The organism is Streptomyces sp. NPDC001709, from assembly GCF_053596375.1.
In genome coordinates this window covers 34,326-52,466 of the sequence record NZ_JBSFGB010000029.1, presented here as the reverse complement: position 1 = coordinate 52,466, position 18,141 = coordinate 34,326, and the positions used below count along the sequence as shown (strand labels likewise).

Below are 18,141 nucleotides of genomic sequence, written 5' to 3'. Positions count from 1 at the left end.
ACCTCAAGAAGTGACACGTTCTCCATTCGGGTCGTCTCCGTCCCATCGCCCACCGAAGCCGCGGCCGGCGTTGGCGCGGTGGGCCGCATTGCGGTGCGGGACTTCGGAGAGAATTTTCCGATGGACCTGACCTACTGGGATGTAGAACGGTATCAGGCCAGCTGGTTTCGGGCGTTGAAGGTTCTCGAGCGGGCTGATGACGCCGTATCGTGTCTCATTGCATCCATCACGGATCCAGCGAACAGTAACTTTATTTTCTGTTGGCCCGTCTACCGGTCGGGAAGCGTCATCTACGTCCAGAACTCGATTATTTTCCTCGAGGGAATCGAAGAGGATTTCACGCCGGATGAGCCTTGGCATTTCGTGGAACCGCGATCCACGGTCGACGAGGACGGGCATGAGATCTCTGAGTGGCAGACGACCATCGACGAAGTCAGGGAGTTCCTCCGGTCGGTGCACGGCCAGGAGATGCGCGAGTTCCCGGGGCAGGAGACGCCCACCCTCGATGCCGTCCTACTGAGCCGTCCTCGCCCAGAAGCGCTCCACAAACGCTCGGGGTAAAGTTCCGGGACCAGCAGAACCCCCAGGGTGAGGCCCCGCACGTGTTGACCCAGACCACCTCCCGGGTGCTCGAACCGAGTGACCTCGACGCCGCGCTCGCCGTCCTCGACCGTGAGCCGGTCGCGAACGCCTTCGTGACCTCACGGGTCCAGATCGCGGGCCTCGACCCCTGGCGGCTCGGCGGCGAGATGTGGGGCTGGTACGAGGACGGCATGCTCACGTCCCTGTGCTACGCGGGCGCCAACCTGGTCCCGGTCTGCGCCACCCCGCGCGCCGTCCGCGCCTTCGCCGACCGGGCCCGCCGGGCCGGCCGCCGCTGCTCCTCCATCGTCGGCCCCGCCGAAGCCACCGCCGCGCTGTGGCGCCTGCTCGAACCCCACTGGGGCCCCGCCCGCGAGGTCCGCGCCCACCAGCCCCTGATGGTCACCGACGGCATGCCCGCCGACATCGCCCCCGACCCCTACGTCCGCCGCGTCCGCAAGGACGAGATGGAGACGATCATGCCGGCGTGCGTGGCGATGTTCACCGAGGAGGTCGGTGTGTCACCGCTGGCCGGTGACGGCGGTCTGCTGTACCAGGCCCGCGTCGCCGAACTCGTCGGCGCCGGCCGCTCCTTCGCCCGCCTCGACGAGCACGGCAAGGTCGCCTTCAAGGCGGAGATCGGCGCCGCGACCAGCCAGGCCTGCCAGATCCAGGGCGTCTGGGTGGCCCCCGAGTACCGGGGGAGGGGCCTGGCGGCACCGGGCATGGCGGCCGTCCTGCGCTACGCCCTCGCCGACGTCGCCCCGGTCGTCAGCCTCTATGTGAACGACTTCAACACGGCGGCGAGAAGGACGTACCTGCGCGTGGGCTTCCACGAGGTCGGCGCCTTCATGAGCGTGCTGTTCTGAGCCCCCTGTACGCTCCGGGCATGGACCTCGTGATCGGCTCCCTGGACCTCGCTGCCCACGTGGACGAGGCCTTGGCCGTCCAAGCCGTCGCCTTCGGACTGGGCCCCGACGAGGTCGCCGTACGCCGGCAGATCGTCCAGCGCCACATGCAGTTCCCGGGCGCGAGGGCCCTCGGCGCGAGAGTCGGTCGCCACCTCGTGGGATTCGTCTACGGCATGCCCAACAGCCGCACCCACTGGTGGTCCACCGTCGTGGAGCCCTACCTCCGCGCGGCCGGCAACGACCACTGGCTGGACGACTCCTTCGTGATCACGGAGCTGCACGTCCACCCCGACCACCAGAACCGCGGGATCGGGCGACGGCTCATCACCACGATCACCGACTCCGCCGACGAACCCCGCTCGATCCTCTCCGCGATCGACACCGACAGCCCCGCCCGCGGTCTGTACTTCTCCCTCGGGTACGTCGACCTGGCCCGCCAGGTCCACTTCCCGAGCGCGCCGCGGCCGTACGCCGTGATGGGAGCCCCCCTGCCGCTGCGCCGCAAATAAAGCCGCGAATAAAGACGACGCCATATCCGATTTCCGCCCGCGCAGCCAGCCCGGCTAACCTCCTATGCCATCACCCTTTCCCGGCAGGAGTACGAGAACCATGGCCAACGCACCGGTCCAGCGCATGTCCCAGTTGATGGCGAAGACGCTGCGCGACGACCCGGCGGACGCCGAGGTCCTCAGCCACAAGCTCCTCGTCCGCGCCGGCTACGTCCGCCGCACGGCCGCCGGCATCTGGAGCTGGCTGCCCCTCGGCAAGAAGGTCCTCGGCAACGTCGAGCGGATCGTCCGCGAGGAGATGGACGCCGTCGGCGCCCAGGAGGTCTCGCTGCCCGCCCTGCTGCCGCGCGAGCCCTACGAGGCGACCGGCCGCTGGGACGAGTACGGCCAGGAACTGTTCCGCCTCAAGGACCGCAAGGGCGGCGACTACCTCCTCGGCCCCACCCACGAGGAGATCTTCACCCTCCTGGTCAAGGACCAGTGCACGTCCTACAAGGACCTGCCGGTGATCCTCTACCAGATCCAGACCAAGTTCCGCGACGAGGCCCGGCCCCGCGCCGGCATCCTGCGCGGCCGCGAGTTCCTGATGAAGGACTCGTACTCCTTCGATCTGGAGGACGAGGGCCTCGCCCAGTCCTACGCCCTGCACCGCCAGGCATACCAGCGCATCTTCCAGCGCCTCGGCCTCGACTACCGCATCTGCGCAGCCACCGCCGGCGCCATGGGCGGCTCGAAGTCGGAGGAGTTCCTGGCCCCGGCCGAGGCCGGCGAGGACACCTTCGCGGACTGCCCGAACTGCGACTTCGCCGCCAACACCGAGGCGATCACCTACGCGCTCAAGGAGATCGACGCCTCGGCCGTGCCCGCGCTGGAGGAGATCCCCACCCCCGACACCCCGACCATCGAGACCCTGGCCGCCTCCCTCGGCGTCCCCGCCTCCGCCACGCTGAAGAACCTGCTGGTCAAGGTGGACGGCGAGATCGTCGCCGTCGGCGTCCCCGGTGACCGCGAGGTGGACCTGGACAAGGTCGAGGCGCACTTCGCCCCGGCCGTCGTCGAGATGGTCACCGAGGCGGACTTCGCCGGCCGTCCCGACCTGGTCCGCGGCTACGTCGGCCCGCAGGGCCTGGGCGAGAAGGTCACGTACATCGCCGACCCGCGCGTGGCCCCCGGCACCGCCTGGATCACCGGCGCCAACAAGGACAACACGCACGCCAAGAACGTCACCGCGGGCCGTGACTTCGAGGTCGACGCGTACGTGGACGTCGTCGTGGTGCAGGAGGGCGACCCCTGCCCCCAGTGCGGCACCGGCCTGAAGCTGGACCGCGCCATCGAGATCGGCCACATCTTCCAGCTGGGCCGCAAGTACACCGACGCCCTCAAGCTCGACGTCCTCGGCCAGAACGGCAAGCCGGTCCGCGTCACCATGGGCTCCTACGGCATCGGCGTCTCCCGCGCGGTCGCGGCCATCGCCGAGCAGAGCGCCGACGACAAGGGCCTGGTGTGGCCCAAGGAGGTCGCCCCGGCCGACGTGCACGTGGTCGCCGCCGGCAAGGCCCTGCAGACCGAGCTGGCCCTCGACGTCGCCGAGAAGCTCGCCGCCGCGGGCGTCCGCGTCCTGGTCGACGACCGGGCCGGCGTCTCCCCGGGCGTGAAGTTCACCGACGCCGAGCTGATCGGAGTCCCCCAGATCCTCGTCGCCGGCCGCCGCTCCGGCGAGGGCGTCCTGGAACTGAAGGACCGCAAGACCGGCGAGCGCGAGGAACTGCCGGTCGAGGAAGCGATCGCCCGCCTGACCGCGTAGCGTCAGGGGAAACCTTCGAAGAAGCCCCCCGAAGCCCGCAGCGGCTCGGGGGGCTTCGGCGGTCCTACAGCCAGCCGGCGAACTCCAGCAGCAACTCGCCGTCCTTCGGCCGCCCCACGCGAAGCGCCCGCACCCCGGACTCCACCGCGCGGAACAGCGTCCAGCCGCGCAGCCGCTCCTGATCGACGTCCAGCGACTCGGCAAGCCGCTTGATCCGCCGCCGTACGACGGCCGCTCCGGACGGCGCGGCGATCAGGTCCTCCACCCGGTCCCGCACCAACCGGGCCAGGTCGAAGGCACACTCACCGACCACCGGATCCGGCCCCACCGCCAGCCACGGCATCCGCTCCCCGGCCAGCACCTTGCTCTGCCGGAACGTGCCGTGCAGCAACCGGTGCTCGGGCGGTGCGGCCAGCAGCTCCTCGCGGGCCGCGAGCGCCGCGTCGACCAGCGGCGCCACCTCGGGGTCGGCCTCCGCGCCCGCCCGCATCGCCGCCGCCTGGCGCCCCGTGCGCTCGGCGACCGTCTCGAAGGCGGGACCGGCCGGCGGCTCCACCCACAGCCGCCGCAGCGTCCCCGCCGCCTCCAGCAGCGCCTTCGCCTCCGGCAGCGACCGCACCGACACATCCGGGTGCAGCCGCTCCAGCAGCAGCGCGCCGTCCTCCGCATCGCCTTCCAGCAGCTGTACGGCGCCCAGTCCGCCCCAGTGCGCCAGCGCCGCCCGCTCGCTCTCCGGGCGGGCCCTGGGCGGGGCCAGCTTCAGTACGGCGGGGGTGCCGTCCGGCTGCCGCACCAGCACCACCAGGCTGCTGCGGCCGCCCGGCACCTGGACCCGCTCCACGGTCAACTCGCGCCGGGCGACGGCCTGTTCGACGGCCTCGGGCAGCCGTGCCAGCCAGTCGTCCCCGGCCGGTGCCGTCTCACCGAGCGCCCGTACCAGGCGCGGAGGCGGTTCGAAAGCCATGCGCGAGTCGTTCCCTTCCAGTCCAATCCAGTCCGGGTCGTCGTAACGGGCGCTCGGCGGGTCACCAGGTCACGGCGACACCGAGGCGGAGGCCGACGGCGCGGTACCGGCCGCGCCCGCCGGTTCGCCGGCCCGCTCGGCGAGCCCAGGGAAGGCTACGCTCTCCCCGCTCCAGCGCACCGCGCGCACCGCGGCCTCCCGCAACGCCGCCGCGGCCGAGCCGCGCCGCGCGCCCGTGGCCGCCCGCACCAGGTCGGCGTACACACCTGCCACCCGCTCCTCCAGCCGGGCGGCGAGCCGTACGGCCGCGGCCGAGTCCGGCACCGGGAACGGCAGCGCGTACGCGGCGTCCGCGGCCACCGGCTGCCCGCCCAGATCGCGGACCTCACGGGTCAGCGTGTCCCGGCGCGCCCGGTGGGCGTCGTACGCCGCCCGTGCCTGGGTCCGATGCGCGGCGCCGATCCGGCCGCCGACGACGCCGTACCCGTACACCGCCGCGTGCTCCGCCGCCAGCGCCGCCTGCAGCGCGGTCAGCTCGGCCGCCTTCGCCTCGCCGCTCATTTCGCCCCCTTCGTCAGCAGGTACGCGTGCGTGGCGCCGGCCGCCGCCACCGAAGCCAGCAGCCGCGCCAGCTCGCCCGGCACCTCCAGCAGGTCCTTGGCACGCCAGTTGGCGAGGACGCGCTCGGCGGTGGCCAGGTCGGCGAGCGCGTCCTTCTCGCCGGCCGGAACGGGTTCGGGGGAGGCCGATGGGGTGGTGGTCGCCGTGGGTGTCGCACCGTCCGTGAAGGCCGCGACGTGTGCCGCGACCTGGGCGCGCAGCGGACGCAGTCGTTCCGCGAGCCCCGGGTGCGCGGCGATGACGGCGTCGTAGCGCTCCAGCAGCCCCCGGCTGTCCCGCGCCGCACGCGCGCGTGCCCGGTCCGACGCCGACGGTCCGCCGCCACCGGGATCCGGCTCGGCCGAGCAGCCCACCAGCAGGGCGGCACCGGCGGCCGAGGCGAGCAGGGATCTTCTGCGCGGCCCCGAGGGGGCGCGCAAGGGTGGGGGGTACGGCACGGCTGACGTCCTCGGGGGCTGGTACGAACACACGGGCGGGAAGGCCGCCCCGCCGTGATCACGGTACCCGCGCATCCCCGCGCCTCATGTCACCGGCTCAGCGGACCCACCCGACAGCCCCCCCGAGCTCGTGGGCACGCCGCCCCACCCCCGGAGGGGACGGCAACACCCCTCGTGACCGGATACCCTTTGACCAGACACGCGCCCCATCCCACAACAGCACACGCGGCCGAGGAGTCACCCGGATGAGCACCACCCAGAGCGAGAGGCTGCGAGAGCTGCTCGAACCGCTCGTCACCTCCCAGGGACTGGATCTCGAAGAGATCGCCGTGGACTCCGTCGGACGCAAGCGGGTGCTGCGCGTGGTCGTCGACTCCGACACCGGAGCTGATCTGGATGCCATCGCCGATGTGAGCCGTGCGCTCTCGGCGAAGCTCGACGAGACCAACGCGATGGGTGACGCGGCGTACGACCTGGAGGTCGGAACCCCCGGCGCGGAGCGCCTCCTCACCGAGCACCGGCACTTCGTGCGCGCCACCGACCGGCTCGTGAAGTTCCAGCTGACCGAGGGCGGCGAGCTGGTCGCCCGGATCCTGAAGGTCGACGAGGACGGGCTGGACGTCGAGGTGCCCGGGGTCAAGGGCCGCAAGGCCACCGGCCGCCGACTCGGCTTCCCGGAGATCGCCAAGGCGCGCGTGCAGGTCGAGTTCGGCCGCAAGGACAAGACCGATGAGACCGACAAGAAGAACATGAAGGAAGAGGAGGAGGCGTAGCCGTGGACATCGACATGAGCGCCCTGCGGGGCTTGGTTCGGGAGAAGGAGATCTCCTTCGACCTGCTGGTCGAGGCGATCGAGTCGGCCCTCCTCATCGCCTACCACCGCACCGAGGGAAGCCGCCGACACGCGCGCGTGGAGCTCAACCGGGAGACCGGGCATGTGACCGTGTGGGCGAAGGAGGACCCCGAGGACCTCGAGGAGGGCCAGGAGGCCCGCGAGTTCGACGACACCCCCACCGGCTTCGGGCGGATCGCCGCCACCACCGCCAAGCAGGTGATCCTGCAGCGGCTGCGCGACGCCGAGGACGACGCGACGCTCGGTGAGTACGCCGGCCGCGAGGGCGACATCGTCACCGGCGTCGTCCAGCAGGGCCGCGACCCGAAGAACGTGCTGGTCGACATCGGCAAGCTGGAGGCCATCCTGCCGGTGCAGGAGCAGGTGCCGGGCGAGACCTACCCGCACGGCATGCGGCTTCGCTCGTACGTCGTCCGGGTGGCCAAGGGCGTCCGCGGACCGTCGGTCACCCTCTCCCGTACGCACCCCAACCTGGTGAAGAAGCTCTTCGCCCTGGAGGTGCCGGAGATCGCCGACGGCTCGGTCGAGATCGCCGCGATCGCCCGTGAGGCCGGTCACCGCACCAAGATCGCCGTACGGTCCACCCGCTCGGGCCTGAACGCCAAGGGCGCCTGCATCGGCCCGATGGGCGGCCGGGTGCGCAATGTGATGGGCGAGCTGAACGGCGAGAAGATCGACATCGTCGACTGGTCGGACGACCCGGCCGAGATGGTGGCGAACGCCCTGTCACCCGCTCGGGTGAGCAAGGTGGAGGTCGTCGACCTCGCCTCCCGCTCCGCCCGGGTGACCGTCCCGGACTACCAGCTGTCGCTGGCGATCGGCAAGGAGGGGCAGAACGCCCGCCTCGCCGCCCGCCTCACCGGCTGGCGGATCGACATCCGGCCCGACACCGAGCAGGCCGGGGAATAGATCTCGGCCGCGCGACGCTGAGATCACGTCAGGCTGCATGCAGCAACTGTTCGACTTCTCCCCCAAAGGGGTGAGGTCGGTACGGGGAGGTAGACTAAAGGGTGTCTGGCCGGACGCGTGCCCGTGCATGCCCTGAACGCACCTGTGTGGGGTGCAGGCAGCGAGCGGCCAAGGACGAGCTGCTGCGGACCGTAGCGGATCAGGAGCGGTGCGTTCCCGATCCACGCGGTACGCTGCCCGGCCGGGGTGCGTATGTACACCCCGACCCCGTCTGTATCGACCAGGCGGTGCGCCGCCGGGCGTTCCCACGGGCGCTGCGCGTCCCGGGACCGCTCGACATAAAGGCGTTGCGCCGGTACGTCGGGCAGACAGACAGTTGCTGAGCAGGCAACACCGTAAGAAAGCATGTCGCGCGGAACCCCCCGTGCGGCCTGGTACCTCGCGAGTCGAAAGCAGGTCGAGATTGCGATGAGCACTCGATGAGTACGCGATGAGTACGCCCATGAACTAGCGACGGTCCGGCTTCACCCGGACCTCAAAGGAGCGAAGTGGCTAAGGTCCGGGTCTACGAACTCGCCAAGGAGTTCGGTGTGGAGAGCAAGGTCGTCATGGCCAAGCTCCAGGAACTCGGTGAATTCGTCCGTTCGGCGTCTTCGACCATCGAAGCGCCCGTAGTACGCAAGCTGACCGACGCCTTCCAGGGTGGCTCCGGCAAGTCCGCCGGTAAGCCCGCCCCGCGCAAGGCCGCCCCCAAGCCCGCCGCGCCCTCTCCGGCGCAGGCGGCACGTCCGGCTGCCCCGCGGCCGGCCGCCCCCAAGCCTCCGACGGCTCCGCAGCCCGCTGCCCCGTCGGTCTCCGAGGCTCCGTCGGCCCCCGCGCCGGCCCCGGGCCCGCGTCCGGTTCCGGGCCCCAAGCCCGCGCCGCGTCCGGCCCCGGCCGCCCCGGAGTTCACCGCTCCGCCGGCCGCTCCGGCCGCGCAGACCCCGCAGGCTCCGGCCGCGCAGGGTCCGCGTCCCGGCGCCCGCCCCGGTGCCCCGAAGCCCGGCGGCCGTCCGGCCGGTGCCGGTCAGGGCCAGGCGGCCCGTCCGGGCCAGGGTGGTCCGCGTCCCGGTGGCCAGGCTCCGCGTCCCGGTGCCCGTCCGGCCGGTCCGCGTCCGGGTAACAACCCCTTCACCTCCGGTGGCTCCACCGGCATGGCCCGCCCGCAGGCCCCGCGCCCGCAGGGCGGTCCCCGTCCTGGTGGCCACGGCGGCCCCGGTGGCGCCGGTGGCGCCGGTCCCCGTCCGCAGGCGCCCGGCGCCCAGGGCGGCGGTCCGCGTCCGCAGGCTCCCGGCGGTCCCCGGCCGACTCCGTCCGGCATGCCCCGCCCGCAGGGCGGTCCGCGTCCCGGCCCGGCCGGTCCGCGTCCGAACCCGGGCATGATGCCGCAGCGTCCCGCTGCCGGCCCGCGTCCCGGCGGCGGTGGTCCCGGTGGCCGCGGTCCCGGTGGCGGCGGTCGTCCCGGTGGCGGCGGCGGTCGTCCGGGTGGCGGCGGCTTCGCCCGTCCCGGTGGCGGCGGTGGCGGCTTCGCCGGCCGTCCCGGTGGTCCCGGCGGCGGCGGTGGCGGTGGCGGCTTCGCCGGCCGTCCCGGTGGTCCCGGTGGTGGTGGCGGCGGTGGCCGTCCCGGCTTCGGTGGCCGTCCCGGCGGTCCCGGTGGCCGTGGTGGCACGCAGGGCGCCTTCGGCCGTCCCGGTGGTCCCGCGCGTCGTGGCCGCAAGTCGAAGCGGCAGCGTCGCCAGGAATACGAGGCCATGCAGGCCCCGAGCGTCGGCGGCGTGATGCTGCCGCGCGGCAACGGCGAGACCATCCGTCTCTCCCGCGGCGCGTCGCTCACCGACTTCGCGGAGAAGATCAACGCCAACCCGGCGTCCCTCGTCGCGGTCATGATGAACCTCGGCGAGATGGTCACCGCGACGCAGTCCGTCTCCGACGAGACCCTGCAGCTCCTCGCCGACGAGATGAACTACAGCGTTCAGATCGTCAGCCCCGAGGAGGAGGACCGCGAGCTGCTCGAGTCCTTCGACATCGAGTTCGGCGAGGACGAGGGCGACGAGGAGGACCTGGTGGTCCGTCCGCCGGTCGTCACCGTCATGGGTCACGTCGACCACGGTAAGACCCGCCTGCTCGACGCCATCCGCAAGACGAACGTCATCGCGGGCGAGGCCGGTGGCATCACCCAGCACATCGGTGCCTACCAGGTCGCGACCGAGGTCAACGACGAAGAGCGCAAGATCACCTTCATCGACACCCCGGGTCACGAGGCGTTCACCGCCATGCGTGCGCGTGGTGCGAAGTCGACCGACATCGCGATCCTGGTCGTCGCGGCCAACGACGGCGTCATGCCGCAGACGGTCGAGGCGCTCAACCACGCCAAGGCGGCCGACGTCCCGATCGTCGTCGCGGTCAACAAGATCGACGTCGAGGGTGCCGACCCGACCAAGGTGCGCGGTCAGCTGACCGAGTACGGCCTGGTGGCCGAGGAGTACGGCGGCGACACCATGTTCGTCGACATCTCCGCCAAGCAGGGTCTGCACATCGACTCGCTGCTGGAGGCCGTGGTCCTCACGGCCGACGCCTCGCTCGACCTGCGGGCCAACCCGGCCCAGGACGCGCAGGGCATCTCGATCGAGTCCCGTCTCGACCGCGGCCGCGGTGCCGTGGCGACGGTCCTCGTCCAGCGAGGCACGCTGCGGGTCGGCGACACGATGGTCGTGGGCGACGCCTACGGCCGAGTGCGCGCCATGCTCGACGACAACGGCAACAACGTTGCCGAGGCCGGACCTTCGACGCCGGTCCAGGTTCTGGGCCTGACCAACGTCCCGGGTGCGGGCGACAACTTCCTGGTGGTGGACGAGGACCGTACGGCCCGTCAGATCGCCGAGAAGCGCGCCGCCCGTGAGCGCAACGCCGCGTTCGCCAAGCGCACGCGCCGCGTGTCGCTGGAGGACCTGGACAAGGTGCTGAAGGCCGGCGAGGTCCAGCAGCTGAACCTGATCATCAAGGGTGACGCTTCTGGCTCGGTCGAGGCCCTGGAGTCCTCCCTCCTCCAGCTGGACGTCGGCGAAGAGGTCGACATCCGCGTCCTGCACCGCGGCGTCGGTGCGGTCACGGAGTCCGACATCGACCTGGCGATGGGCTCCGACGCCATCGTGATCGGCTTCAACGTCCGTGCGGCCGGCCGCGCGGCGCAGATGGCCGAGCGCGAGGGCGTGGACGTCCGGTACTACTCGGTCATCTACCAGGCGATCGAGGAGATCGAGGCGGCCCTCAAGGGCATGCTCAAGCCGGAGTACGAAGAGGTCGAGCTCGGTACGGCGGAGATCCGCGAGGTCTTCAAGTCGTCCAAGCTGGGCAACATCGCCGGTGTCCTCATCCGCTCGGGCGAGGTCAAGCGCAACACCAAGGCGCGCCTCATCCGCGACGGCAAGGTGGTCGCGGAGAACCTCAACATCGAGGGCCTGCGTCGCTTCAAGGACGACGTCACCGAGATCCGCGAAGGCTACGAGGGTGGTATCAACCTCGGAAACTTCAACGACATCAAGGTCGACGACGTCATCGCGACGTACGAGATGCGGGAGAAGCCGCGGGTGTAATGCCCACGGTTCGTGCTGGCCGACGGGACTTCGGTCCTGTCGGCCAGCGCGCCGTTCCCGGGGGCAACGGTGCCCGGGAAACCCGGTCGAGTCACGGACGGCCAAGCGGTAACGTGGCCCCAGGCCATCGATCCCGTACCGGCGGGTATACCCGGCACACAACATGTACGTGGGGACTCTGTCCTTCGACCTCCTCCTCGGCGACGTCCATTCGCTGAAGGAGAAGCGCTCCGTCGTCCGCCCGATCGTCGCCGAACTCCAGCGCAAGTACGCGGTGAGCGCGGCAGAGGTGGACCACATGGACCTCCACCGGCGAGCGATCATCGGCCTCGCCATGGTCTCCGGCGACGCGGCGCATCTCACCGACGTACTGGACCGGTGCGAACGGCTGGTCGCCGCCCGCCCCGAAGTGGAGCTGCTGTCGGTCCGACGCCGCTTCCACGGCGAAGACGACTGAACACGACCGACGGCGACCAGACCACAGAACGCAAGCAGAAGAAAGAACGGGAGACGGACCAGTGGCCGACAACGCGCGGGCGAAAAGGCTGGCGGACCTCATCCGGGAGGTGGTGGCCCAGAAGCTGCAGCGCGGGATCAAGGACCCGCGGCTCGGCTCGCACGTCACCATCACGGACACCCGGGTCACGGGTGACCTGCGGGAGGCGACCGTCTTCTACACGGTCTACGGGGACGACGAGGAGCGGCAGGCCGCGGCCGCCGGACTGGAGAGCGCCAAGGGCATCCTGCGCTCCGAGGTCGGCCGCGCGGCCGGTGTGAAGTTCACGCCGACCCTGACCTTCGTCGCGGACGCCCTGCCGGACACCGCCCGGACCATCGAGGACCTCCTCGACAAGGCGCGGCAGTCCGACGCGAAGGTCCGCGAGGCCTCCGCGGGGGCGTCGTACGCGGGCGGCGCGGACCCGTACCGCAAGCCGGCCGAGGACGAGGTCGAGACGGACGGCGACGCCGCGGAATGACCCAGAAGCACACCACGCCCGACGGCCTCGTCATCGTCGACAAGCCGTCGGGCTTCACTTCGCACGACGTGGTCGCCAAGATGCGCGGGATCGCCAGGACCCGCCGCGTCGGCCACGCCGGCACCCTCGACCCGATGGCGACCGGTGTCCTGGTCCTCGGGGTCGAGCGCGCCACCAAGCTCCTCGGGCACCTCGCGCTGACCGAGAAGGAGTACCTGGGCACCATCCGCCTGGGCCAGAACACGATCACCGACGACGCCGAGGGCGAGATCACCTCGTCCACCGACGCCTCCAAGGTGACCCGGGACGCCATCGACGCCGGGATCGCCAAACTGACCGGCGACATCATGCAGGTGCCGTCCAGGGTCAGCGCCATCAAGATCGACGGCGTACGGTCGTACAAGCGGGCCCGCGAGGGCGAGGAGTTCGAGATCCCCGCCCGGCCGGTGAAGGTCTCCTCCTTCGCGGTGTACGACGTCCGGGACGCCGTCGCCGCCGACGGCACCCCGGTCCTCGACCTGGTCGTCTCCGTCGTCTGCTCCTCCGGCACCTACATCCGTGCCCTCGCCCGCGACCTGGGCGCCGACCTCGGTGTCGGCGGCCACCTCACCGCGCTGCGCCGCACGCGCGTCGGGCCGTACAAGATCGATACGGCGAAGACGCTGGACCAGCTCCAGCAGGAGCTGACCGTGATGCCGATCGCGGAGGCCGCGACGGCCGCGTTCCCGCGCTGGCAGGTGGACGCCCGGCGCGCCCGGCTGCTGCTGAACGGCGTCCGGCTGGAGATGCCCGACGAGTACGCGGGCGCCGGTCCCGTGGCCGTGTTCGACGGCGAGGGCCGTTTCCTCGCGCTCGTCGAGCAGCACAAGGGCAAGGCCAAGAGCCTGGCCGTCTTCGGCTGAGACATCTGTCGCGGATGCTGTCCGTGGAGCGGCGGCCAGGCCACGGGGTGAGCCCCTGCCGCCGCTCCACGGTCCCCCCTCGGTTCCCCCACCTCTAGGGTTATCCAGCGGCTCCCGCCTATTCACCCGTCCGGGCAGGCGCTCGGAGTGAAGCGGGGGAGCGGAAGGGGGCGCTTTCGCCACGCGATCTGTCCCGCCGATCATCGCGCGCCTACCGTCGGGAGACAGAGCACGCGGTAAGGGCGGGGAGGTACGGCCATGGCGGGACGGGGCCCGCGCACCGGGAGCGGTCGCGGGGCGGCGGCGGACGGTACGCGGGAGACGGCGGACGGCTCCCGACGGTCACACCGGGGCCGTAGGGGCGACGGGGATACCACAGCGGCCGACCGCACGGGCTACACCACCGGTATCGGCTACACCACCGGTATCGGTTACACCACAGGTACCGGCTCCACAGATATCGGCGGCCCGACAGGAACCGGCCCCGCAGGCCCCGCAGGCCCCGGCGGCCCCACAGGTGCCGCTGACGGCGCAAGCCACTCCCACCCCACGGCCGCCCCCACCACGCAGCACGGCGGCTCCCGCCCCGACCCCGCCCTCATCCAGATCCGCGACCTCGCCGGCCGCCCCCGAGGCGTCGGATTCCTCGCCGATCACCAGGGCACCCTGGTCACCAGCCACGAGACCGTCGACGGCCTGCCCCGGCTGGTGCTGCACGCCGCGGGCGGTGACCTCACCTGTGTGGTCACCGCGGACGACGTCACCCCGCTGCCCGACCTCGATCTGGCCCTCGTCCGCACCGCGGGTCTGGGCCTGGACCCGCTGCCGCTGACCGTGCGGGAGCGCATCGACGCCGGCACGTACGTACGGGTCCCCGCGGGCTGCTGGCGGGAGGCGCGGGTGCTGGCCGCGACCGAGGTGACGTACACCGCCACCGACCGCTTCCACCTGCTCCCGGACGCCCTGGAGCTGGCCATCGGCACCGCCGGCCGGGACGCGCTGCGGCTGGGCGGCGGGGCGGCCGGGGGACCGGTGCTCGACGCGCGGACCGGCGCGGTCCTCGGGGTCCTCGGCACCGCACTGCACTCCGCGCTGAGCGACACGGGCTTCGCGGTGCCGCTACGGCCCGCCGACGACTCCCTCGCCGAGCTGCTCGCCCGCAACGCGGCCACCGTGCCGGCCTACGGCGCCGACCTCAACCTGGCCGGCATCCTGCAGCTGACCGCCACCTCGGTCGGCCAGGACGGCCCGCACGGCTTCGTCGCCGGTGCCGTGGAACCGGTCGAACGCGAGGGTGTCGTAAGGGAGTTGGCCGCCTTCACGGACGGCGAGAGCAGCGTGCTCGGGCTCGTCGGCGCCTCGGGCAGCGGCCGTACGACGGAGCTCGCGGCCCTTGCCGCCCGCCGGGCCCGAGGTGAGCGGCCCGCCCCGACGCTGTGGCTGCGCGGCGCCGACCTCGAAGACGCCGACGGCTCGGTGGCCGACGCGGCCCGCCGCACCCTGGAACGGGCCGCCCGGATCGTCGCCGCCGCCCACAACGCCCATCCCGAATCCCTCGGCGACCTCACCCCCGAACACCTGGCCCACCTCGCCGCCCGCGCCGGCCGCCCGCTCCTGCTCCTCCTCGACGGCCCCGAGGAGATGCCCCCCGTCCTCGCCCACCGCCTGCCCGACTGGACCAGGGAAACGGCCACCTGGCTGCGCGAGACCGGGGCACGCCTGGTGGTGGCCTGCCGCGAGGAGTACTGGGAGCGCGCGGGAGCGGAATTCCCCCCGGACCTGCTGCACGCTCCGGCGACTCGGTCGGCGCCAGGGCCTGCGGCGGCTTCGACGGGGTCCGGGTCTGCGGCGGCTTCGACGGCGTCGGTGCCTTTGGGGGGTTCGACGGCATCGGTGCCTTCCGGGGCTTCAACGGGGCCTGGGTCTTCGGTGACTTCGACGGGGTCGGCGCTTTCCGGGGCCTCGACCGCGTCTGCGCCTTCCGGGGTTTCGATGGAGCCTGGGCATTCTGGGGCTTTGACGGGGTCTGGGGCTTCCGGGGTTTCGACGGGGTCTGGGTCTTCAGGGGCTTCTATGGAGCCTGGGCCCTCTATGAGTCCTGGGGTTCCTGGGCACTCTGCGGTTCCAGCGGCGCCCGGAGCTTCTGCGGCTGCGACGGCGTCTGCGCCCCCCGTGGCTCCGGCGAACCTTTCGGCTCCCACCGCTCACACGGCTCCCGGGGCCTTCGGGGGTGCGGTGGCGCCTGGAGCTTCTGCGGCTGTGACGGAGTCTGTGCCCCCTGTGGCTCCGGCGAACCTGTCGGCTCCCGCCGCTCACACGGCTCCCGGGGCCTTCGGGGGTCCGGTGGTGCCTGGAGCGTCCGCGGCTGTGACGGTGTCTGTGCCCCCCGTGGCTCCGGCGAACCTGTCGGCTCCCGCCACTCACACGGCTCCTGCGGTGCCGGTTGGTTCCGCCGCGCCGGTGGCTCCTGTTGGTCCGGCGTCTCCTGCCGCGCCCGTAGCTCCTGTCGGTCCGGCCTCTCCCGGGGCTGCTCCCTCTGCTCCGGGCGGTTTCACGGGGCCCACAGCCCCGCCCGAGCCCTGCGGTTCCCCGGCGCCCGCCGAGCCCGTGGCTTCCGACGGCCCCGCGCCTCCCGGGAACCCCGAGGCTGTTCCCGGCGGCGCCGTCCGTTGCGCCGTTCCCGCCGCCACGCTCGACCCCAGCACCGCGAACGTCCCCGTCCCATCCACGCCCATCACGCTCATCAGCCCCACCAGGCCGTCGCCCCCCACCCCCCTCCCGCCCTGCCTGCGCCTCCCCGATCTGACGGAGGACGAGGCCCGCCTGGCCCGCGCCCGCTACGGGATCCCCGACGGCGCGCTCGCCGATCGCGACGCCCGGCATCCGCTCACCCTCCACCTGCTGTCCGAGGTCCGGGCAGCCGCCCCGGAGGCACAGGACTGCGGGCCGGTCGACCGGCATGAGGTGTTCGCGGCCCACCTCGACCTGATGTGTCTGCGGATCGCGGTCCGGCTCGCCGCCGACAGCGGCCTGCGCGGCACCGCCGTACGCAGGCTCGCGGCCCGCGTGGCCGGCCAGGTGCACGAGGCCGCCCGGCGCAGCCTCGGCCCCGGGCACGGAGAGCTGGACCGTGCGTCGTTCGAGGCGGTGTTCCCCTGGGGGCCCGCCCCGGCCCGGCTCGGTGGCGGCGCCGGCTGGGCGTCCGCCGTGCTGGCCGAGGGCCTCCTCGTCCCGGCCGGCAGCGGCTACCGCTTCGCGCACGAGGAGCTGGCCGACTGGATCCAGGGCACGCATCTCGACCTCGACGAGGCCCTGCGCGCCCTGGTCCACCGCCCCCGTGCCGCGCGGGAGACCGCCCCCGTGCCCGTGCCGCACCATCGCGTCGGCCCCGTCGTCCAGGCCCTGCTGCTCCTTGCCAGGCAGCACGGCGTCAGCCAACTCGCCGCCAGGCTCCGGGACTTGACGGACGCCCTGGATCGTGACCCCGGCTCCTGGTGGGCCGCCCGGCTGCTCGCCCGCACCCTGCTCCAGGTCCCGGACGCGACGCCGTACACCGAGGTGCTGCGGCTGCTCGCCGAACGGATCGTCGGCTGGCGCCGCGCACAGCGGCCCGTCCCGGCCGAGTTCGGTCCCGGCTTCTGGACCGAGCTGCCGGTCCGCGACACCGAGCGGCTCGACCTGCTGCGCCGGCTCGTGCTGGCCGACCAGGCGCCCCCGGAGGCCGGCGAACGCTACCTGGACGCCGCCGCCCGGCTGCTCGCCGCCGCCCCCGCCGTCGTACAGCCGTGGCTGACCCGCTGGTTCGACGACGAACGGCCGCTGCCCGCGACCCCGCACGCCACCGTCGCGACCGCGGCACAGGCGCTGCTGCACACCCACCGGCACGGCGCGCTGGACGACCTCACCGAGGTCCTGGTGGCGAGCGCCCACCGGCGTGCCGACGAACTGCTCGCCACGCTCGCCGAGGACGAGCCGTCGGCCGTCTGCCGGGCCGTCGACCGCTGGGCGCACGACGAGCGGCCCGCCCGCCGGGTCGCGGCCGTGGCCTACGCCCTGCGCGCGGCCCCGCACGTCCGCTCGGAGGCCGACCGCGAGCTGCTGCGCTACGCCGCCCTCGCCCTGCTGGCCCGCCCCGCCGACTGCACCCTGCACGGCGGCGCCCTCGCCCTGCTGGTCCGCGATCCGCACACCCGCGACCGGCACCTCGCCGCGGCCCTGCGGCACTTCGCCGACGACGACCCGCAGGTCCGGCCGAGCGCCCTGGCGCCCGCCCTGACCACCCATCCCGAACCGGTCCTGGCGGCCTTCCGCGCCCGGCTGCACGCCGGCCCGCACCCGGGGGAAGTGCTGCGCGCGCTCACCGACGTCACCACCCCTGCCCTCGCCCGCCGCGTCGCGCCCCTGCTCCAGGAGGCGGCACGGCTCCGCCCCCGGACCGCCGGACACATCGCCGCCCATGTCGACCGGCGCCTCGCCCAGGGCCCCACCACCCGCCCGGTCCTGCTGCCCCTGCTCACCGGCCTGCTGGAAGACGCCCCGGAGCAGCTCCGCGAGGCCCTCGCCGCCGTTCTCGCCGCCGCGGGCACCCCCGCCTCCCGCCCGTTGCGCCGCGAGCTCCTGGAGTTGCTGCTCGCCAGGGAACGGGACCCGTCCGTGCTGGACGCCGTCCTGCACGCGGCGGCCGAGCACGGCGACGGCGGGGAGTCGGACGACAGCCGGGAGGAGGAGGTCCGCGGACTGGTCCACCGCACCGGCCTGCTCCTCGTGCGCACCCCGGAGGGCGCCACCCGCTTCGACCGCGGCCTGGTCGACCTGGGCCGGCACGTGCCCGGCTTCGCGGCCCGGATGGCCCGCTGGCTGGCCGCCACCCCGGACGACTGGGCCGCCGTGGTGGGCCCCAGCACCCGCCGCATGCTCGAGAACCTGGCGGGCGTCCGCGTACCGGCGTGAGGGGCCATCGAGGGACGGCGGTGGACGTGCGCCCGGTCACAGCCCCGATACCGATGCGGGCCCGCGGCACCCGGCATGGCACCCTTAGAC

15 protein-coding genes are annotated in these 18,141 nt (G+C 72.8%); 12 read left to right on the top strand and 3 right to left on the bottom strand.

Going from position 1 to position 18,141, the window contains the following annotated elements:
* The first annotated feature begins 120 nt into the window (after window positions 1-120).
* The 4 genes from ACWC0C_RS33855 (at window position 121) to ACWC0C_RS33840 (ending at window position 3,806) form a co-directional block, all read left to right on the top strand.
* Window positions 121-561 (top strand): hypothetical protein, encoded by a 441-nt coding sequence (locus ACWC0C_RS33855; RefSeq protein WP_450867942.1) that lies wholly within the window; start codon window positions 121-123, stop codon window positions 559-561.
* Window positions 562-602: 41 nt separating this feature from the next.
* Window positions 603-1,451, top strand: coding sequence for a GNAT family N-acetyltransferase (locus ACWC0C_RS33850; RefSeq protein WP_449201204.1), 849 nt, complete (start codon window positions 603-605; stop codon window positions 1,449-1,451).
* Window positions 1,452-1,471: 20 nt separating this feature from the next.
* Complete coding sequence (locus ACWC0C_RS33845; protein ID WP_449201205.1) at window positions 1,472-2,002, top strand: GNAT family N-acetyltransferase; 531 nt, start codon at window positions 1,472-1,474, stop codon at window positions 2,000-2,002.
* A 100-nt stretch (window positions 2,003-2,102) separates the two neighbouring features.
* Window positions 2,103-3,806, top strand: a complete 1,704-nt coding sequence (locus ACWC0C_RS33840; RefSeq protein WP_450867940.1) for a proline--tRNA ligase — start codon at window positions 2,103-2,105, stop codon at window positions 3,804-3,806.
* 64 nt (window positions 3,807-3,870) lie between these two features.
* Here the strand turns inward: ACWC0C_RS33840 and ACWC0C_RS33835 are convergent, their stop codons facing one another.
* The 3 genes from ACWC0C_RS33835 to ACWC0C_RS33825 form a co-directional block, all read right to left on the bottom strand.
* Window positions 3,871-4,770 carry an aminoglycoside phosphotransferase family protein gene (locus ACWC0C_RS33835; RefSeq protein ID WP_450867938.1) on the bottom strand — a complete coding sequence of 300 codons (900 nt, stop codon included), beginning with the start codon at window positions 4,768-4,770 and terminating at the stop codon, window positions 3,871-3,873.
* 69 nt (window positions 4,771-4,839) lie between these two features.
* Window positions 4,840-5,331 carry a ferritin-like domain-containing protein gene (locus ACWC0C_RS33830; RefSeq protein WP_449201208.1) on the bottom strand — a complete coding sequence of 164 codons (492 nt, stop codon included), beginning with the start codon at window positions 5,329-5,331 and terminating at the stop codon, window positions 4,840-4,842.
* Window positions 5,328-5,828 (bottom strand): hypothetical protein, encoded by a 501-nt coding sequence (locus ACWC0C_RS33825; protein WP_449201209.1) that lies wholly within the window; start codon window positions 5,826-5,828, stop codon window positions 5,328-5,330. The genes ACWC0C_RS33830 and ACWC0C_RS33825 overlap by 4 nt, the downstream gene beginning before the upstream one ends.
* A 245-nt stretch (window positions 5,829-6,073) precedes the next feature.
* Between ACWC0C_RS33825 and rimP the strand changes: the two genes are divergently transcribed.
* The 8 genes from rimP to ACWC0C_RS33785 all read left to right on the top strand — a co-directional run bounded on the left by rimP (window position 6,074) and on the right by ACWC0C_RS33785 (window position 18,051).
* A complete protein-coding gene (gene rimP / locus ACWC0C_RS33820) occupies window positions 6,074-6,601 on the top strand; it encodes a ribosome maturation factor RimP (protein ID WP_450867936.1) in 528 nt (175 codons plus the stop codon).
* 2 nt (window positions 6,602-6,603) lie between these two features.
* Entirely contained in the window at window positions 6,604-7,590 is a 987-nt protein-coding gene (nusA, locus tag ACWC0C_RS33815; RefSeq protein ID WP_449201211.1) for a transcription termination factor NusA, read from the top strand.
* A gap of 101 nt (window positions 7,591-7,691) precedes the next feature.
* On the top strand, window positions 7,692-7,973 hold the full coding sequence (locus ACWC0C_RS33810) for a YlxR family protein (protein ID WP_449201212.1): 282 nt from the start codon (window positions 7,692-7,694) through the stop codon (window positions 7,971-7,973).
* A 165-nt stretch (window positions 7,974-8,138) separates the two neighbouring features.
* Window positions 8,139-11,222 (top strand): translation initiation factor IF-2, encoded by a 3,084-nt coding sequence (gene infB, locus ACWC0C_RS33805; RefSeq protein WP_450867934.1) that lies wholly within the window; start codon window positions 8,139-8,141, stop codon window positions 11,220-11,222.
* A gap of 163 nt (window positions 11,223-11,385) precedes the next feature.
* Entirely contained in the window at window positions 11,386-11,679 is a 294-nt protein-coding gene (locus tag ACWC0C_RS33800; protein ID WP_059252917.1) for a DUF503 domain-containing protein, read from the top strand.
* A 61-nt stretch (window positions 11,680-11,740) separates the two neighbouring features.
* Window positions 11,741-12,199, top strand: a complete 459-nt coding sequence (gene rbfA / locus ACWC0C_RS33795; RefSeq protein WP_449201214.1) for a 30S ribosome-binding factor RbfA — start codon at window positions 11,741-11,743, stop codon at window positions 12,197-12,199.
* Window positions 12,196-13,101 (top strand): tRNA pseudouridine(55) synthase TruB, encoded by a 906-nt coding sequence (truB, locus tag ACWC0C_RS33790; protein WP_449201215.1) that lies wholly within the window; start codon window positions 12,196-12,198, stop codon window positions 13,099-13,101. The genes rbfA and truB overlap by 4 nt, the downstream gene beginning before the upstream one ends.
* A 258-nt stretch (window positions 13,102-13,359) precedes the next feature.
* On the top strand, window positions 13,360-18,051 hold the full coding sequence (locus ACWC0C_RS33785; protein ID WP_450867931.1) for a hypothetical protein: 4,692 nt from the start codon (window positions 13,360-13,362) through the stop codon (window positions 18,049-18,051).
* Window positions 18,052-18,141: the final 90 nt, after the last annotated feature.

What these genes read in the sequence shown, in the direction of transcription:
- ACWC0C_RS33855 (WP_450867942.1), top strand. Translation starts at nt 121, where the DNA reads ATGGACCTGACCTACTGGGATGTAGAACGGTATCAGGCCAGCTGGTTT.
- ACWC0C_RS33845 (WP_449201205.1), top strand. Translation starts at nt 1,472, where the DNA reads ATGGACCTCGTGATCGGCTCCCTGGACCTCGCTGCCCACGTGGACGAG.
- ACWC0C_RS33840 (WP_450867940.1), top strand. Translation starts at nt 2,103, where the DNA reads ATGGCCAACGCACCGGTCCAGCGCATGTCCCAGTTGATGGCGAAGACG.
- ACWC0C_RS33835 (WP_450867938.1), bottom strand. Translation starts at nt 4,770, where the DNA reads ATGGCTTTCGAACCGCCTCCGCGCCTGGTACGGGCGCTCGGTGAGACG.
- ACWC0C_RS33830 (WP_449201208.1), bottom strand. Translation starts at nt 5,331, where the DNA reads ATGAGCGGCGAGGCGAAGGCGGCCGAGCTGACCGCGCTGCAGGCGGCG.
- rimP (WP_450867936.1), top strand. Translation starts at nt 6,074, where the DNA reads ATGAGCACCACCCAGAGCGAGAGGCTGCGAGAGCTGCTCGAACCGCTC.
- ACWC0C_RS33800 (WP_059252917.1), top strand. Translation starts at nt 11,386, where the DNA reads ATGTACGTGGGGACTCTGTCCTTCGACCTCCTCCTCGGCGACGTCCAT.
- truB (WP_449201215.1), top strand. Translation starts at nt 12,196, where the DNA reads ATGACCCAGAAGCACACCACGCCCGACGGCCTCGTCATCGTCGACAAG.
- ACWC0C_RS33785 (WP_450867931.1), top strand. Translation starts at nt 13,360, where the DNA reads ATGGCGGGACGGGGCCCGCGCACCGGGAGCGGTCGCGGGGCGGCGGCG.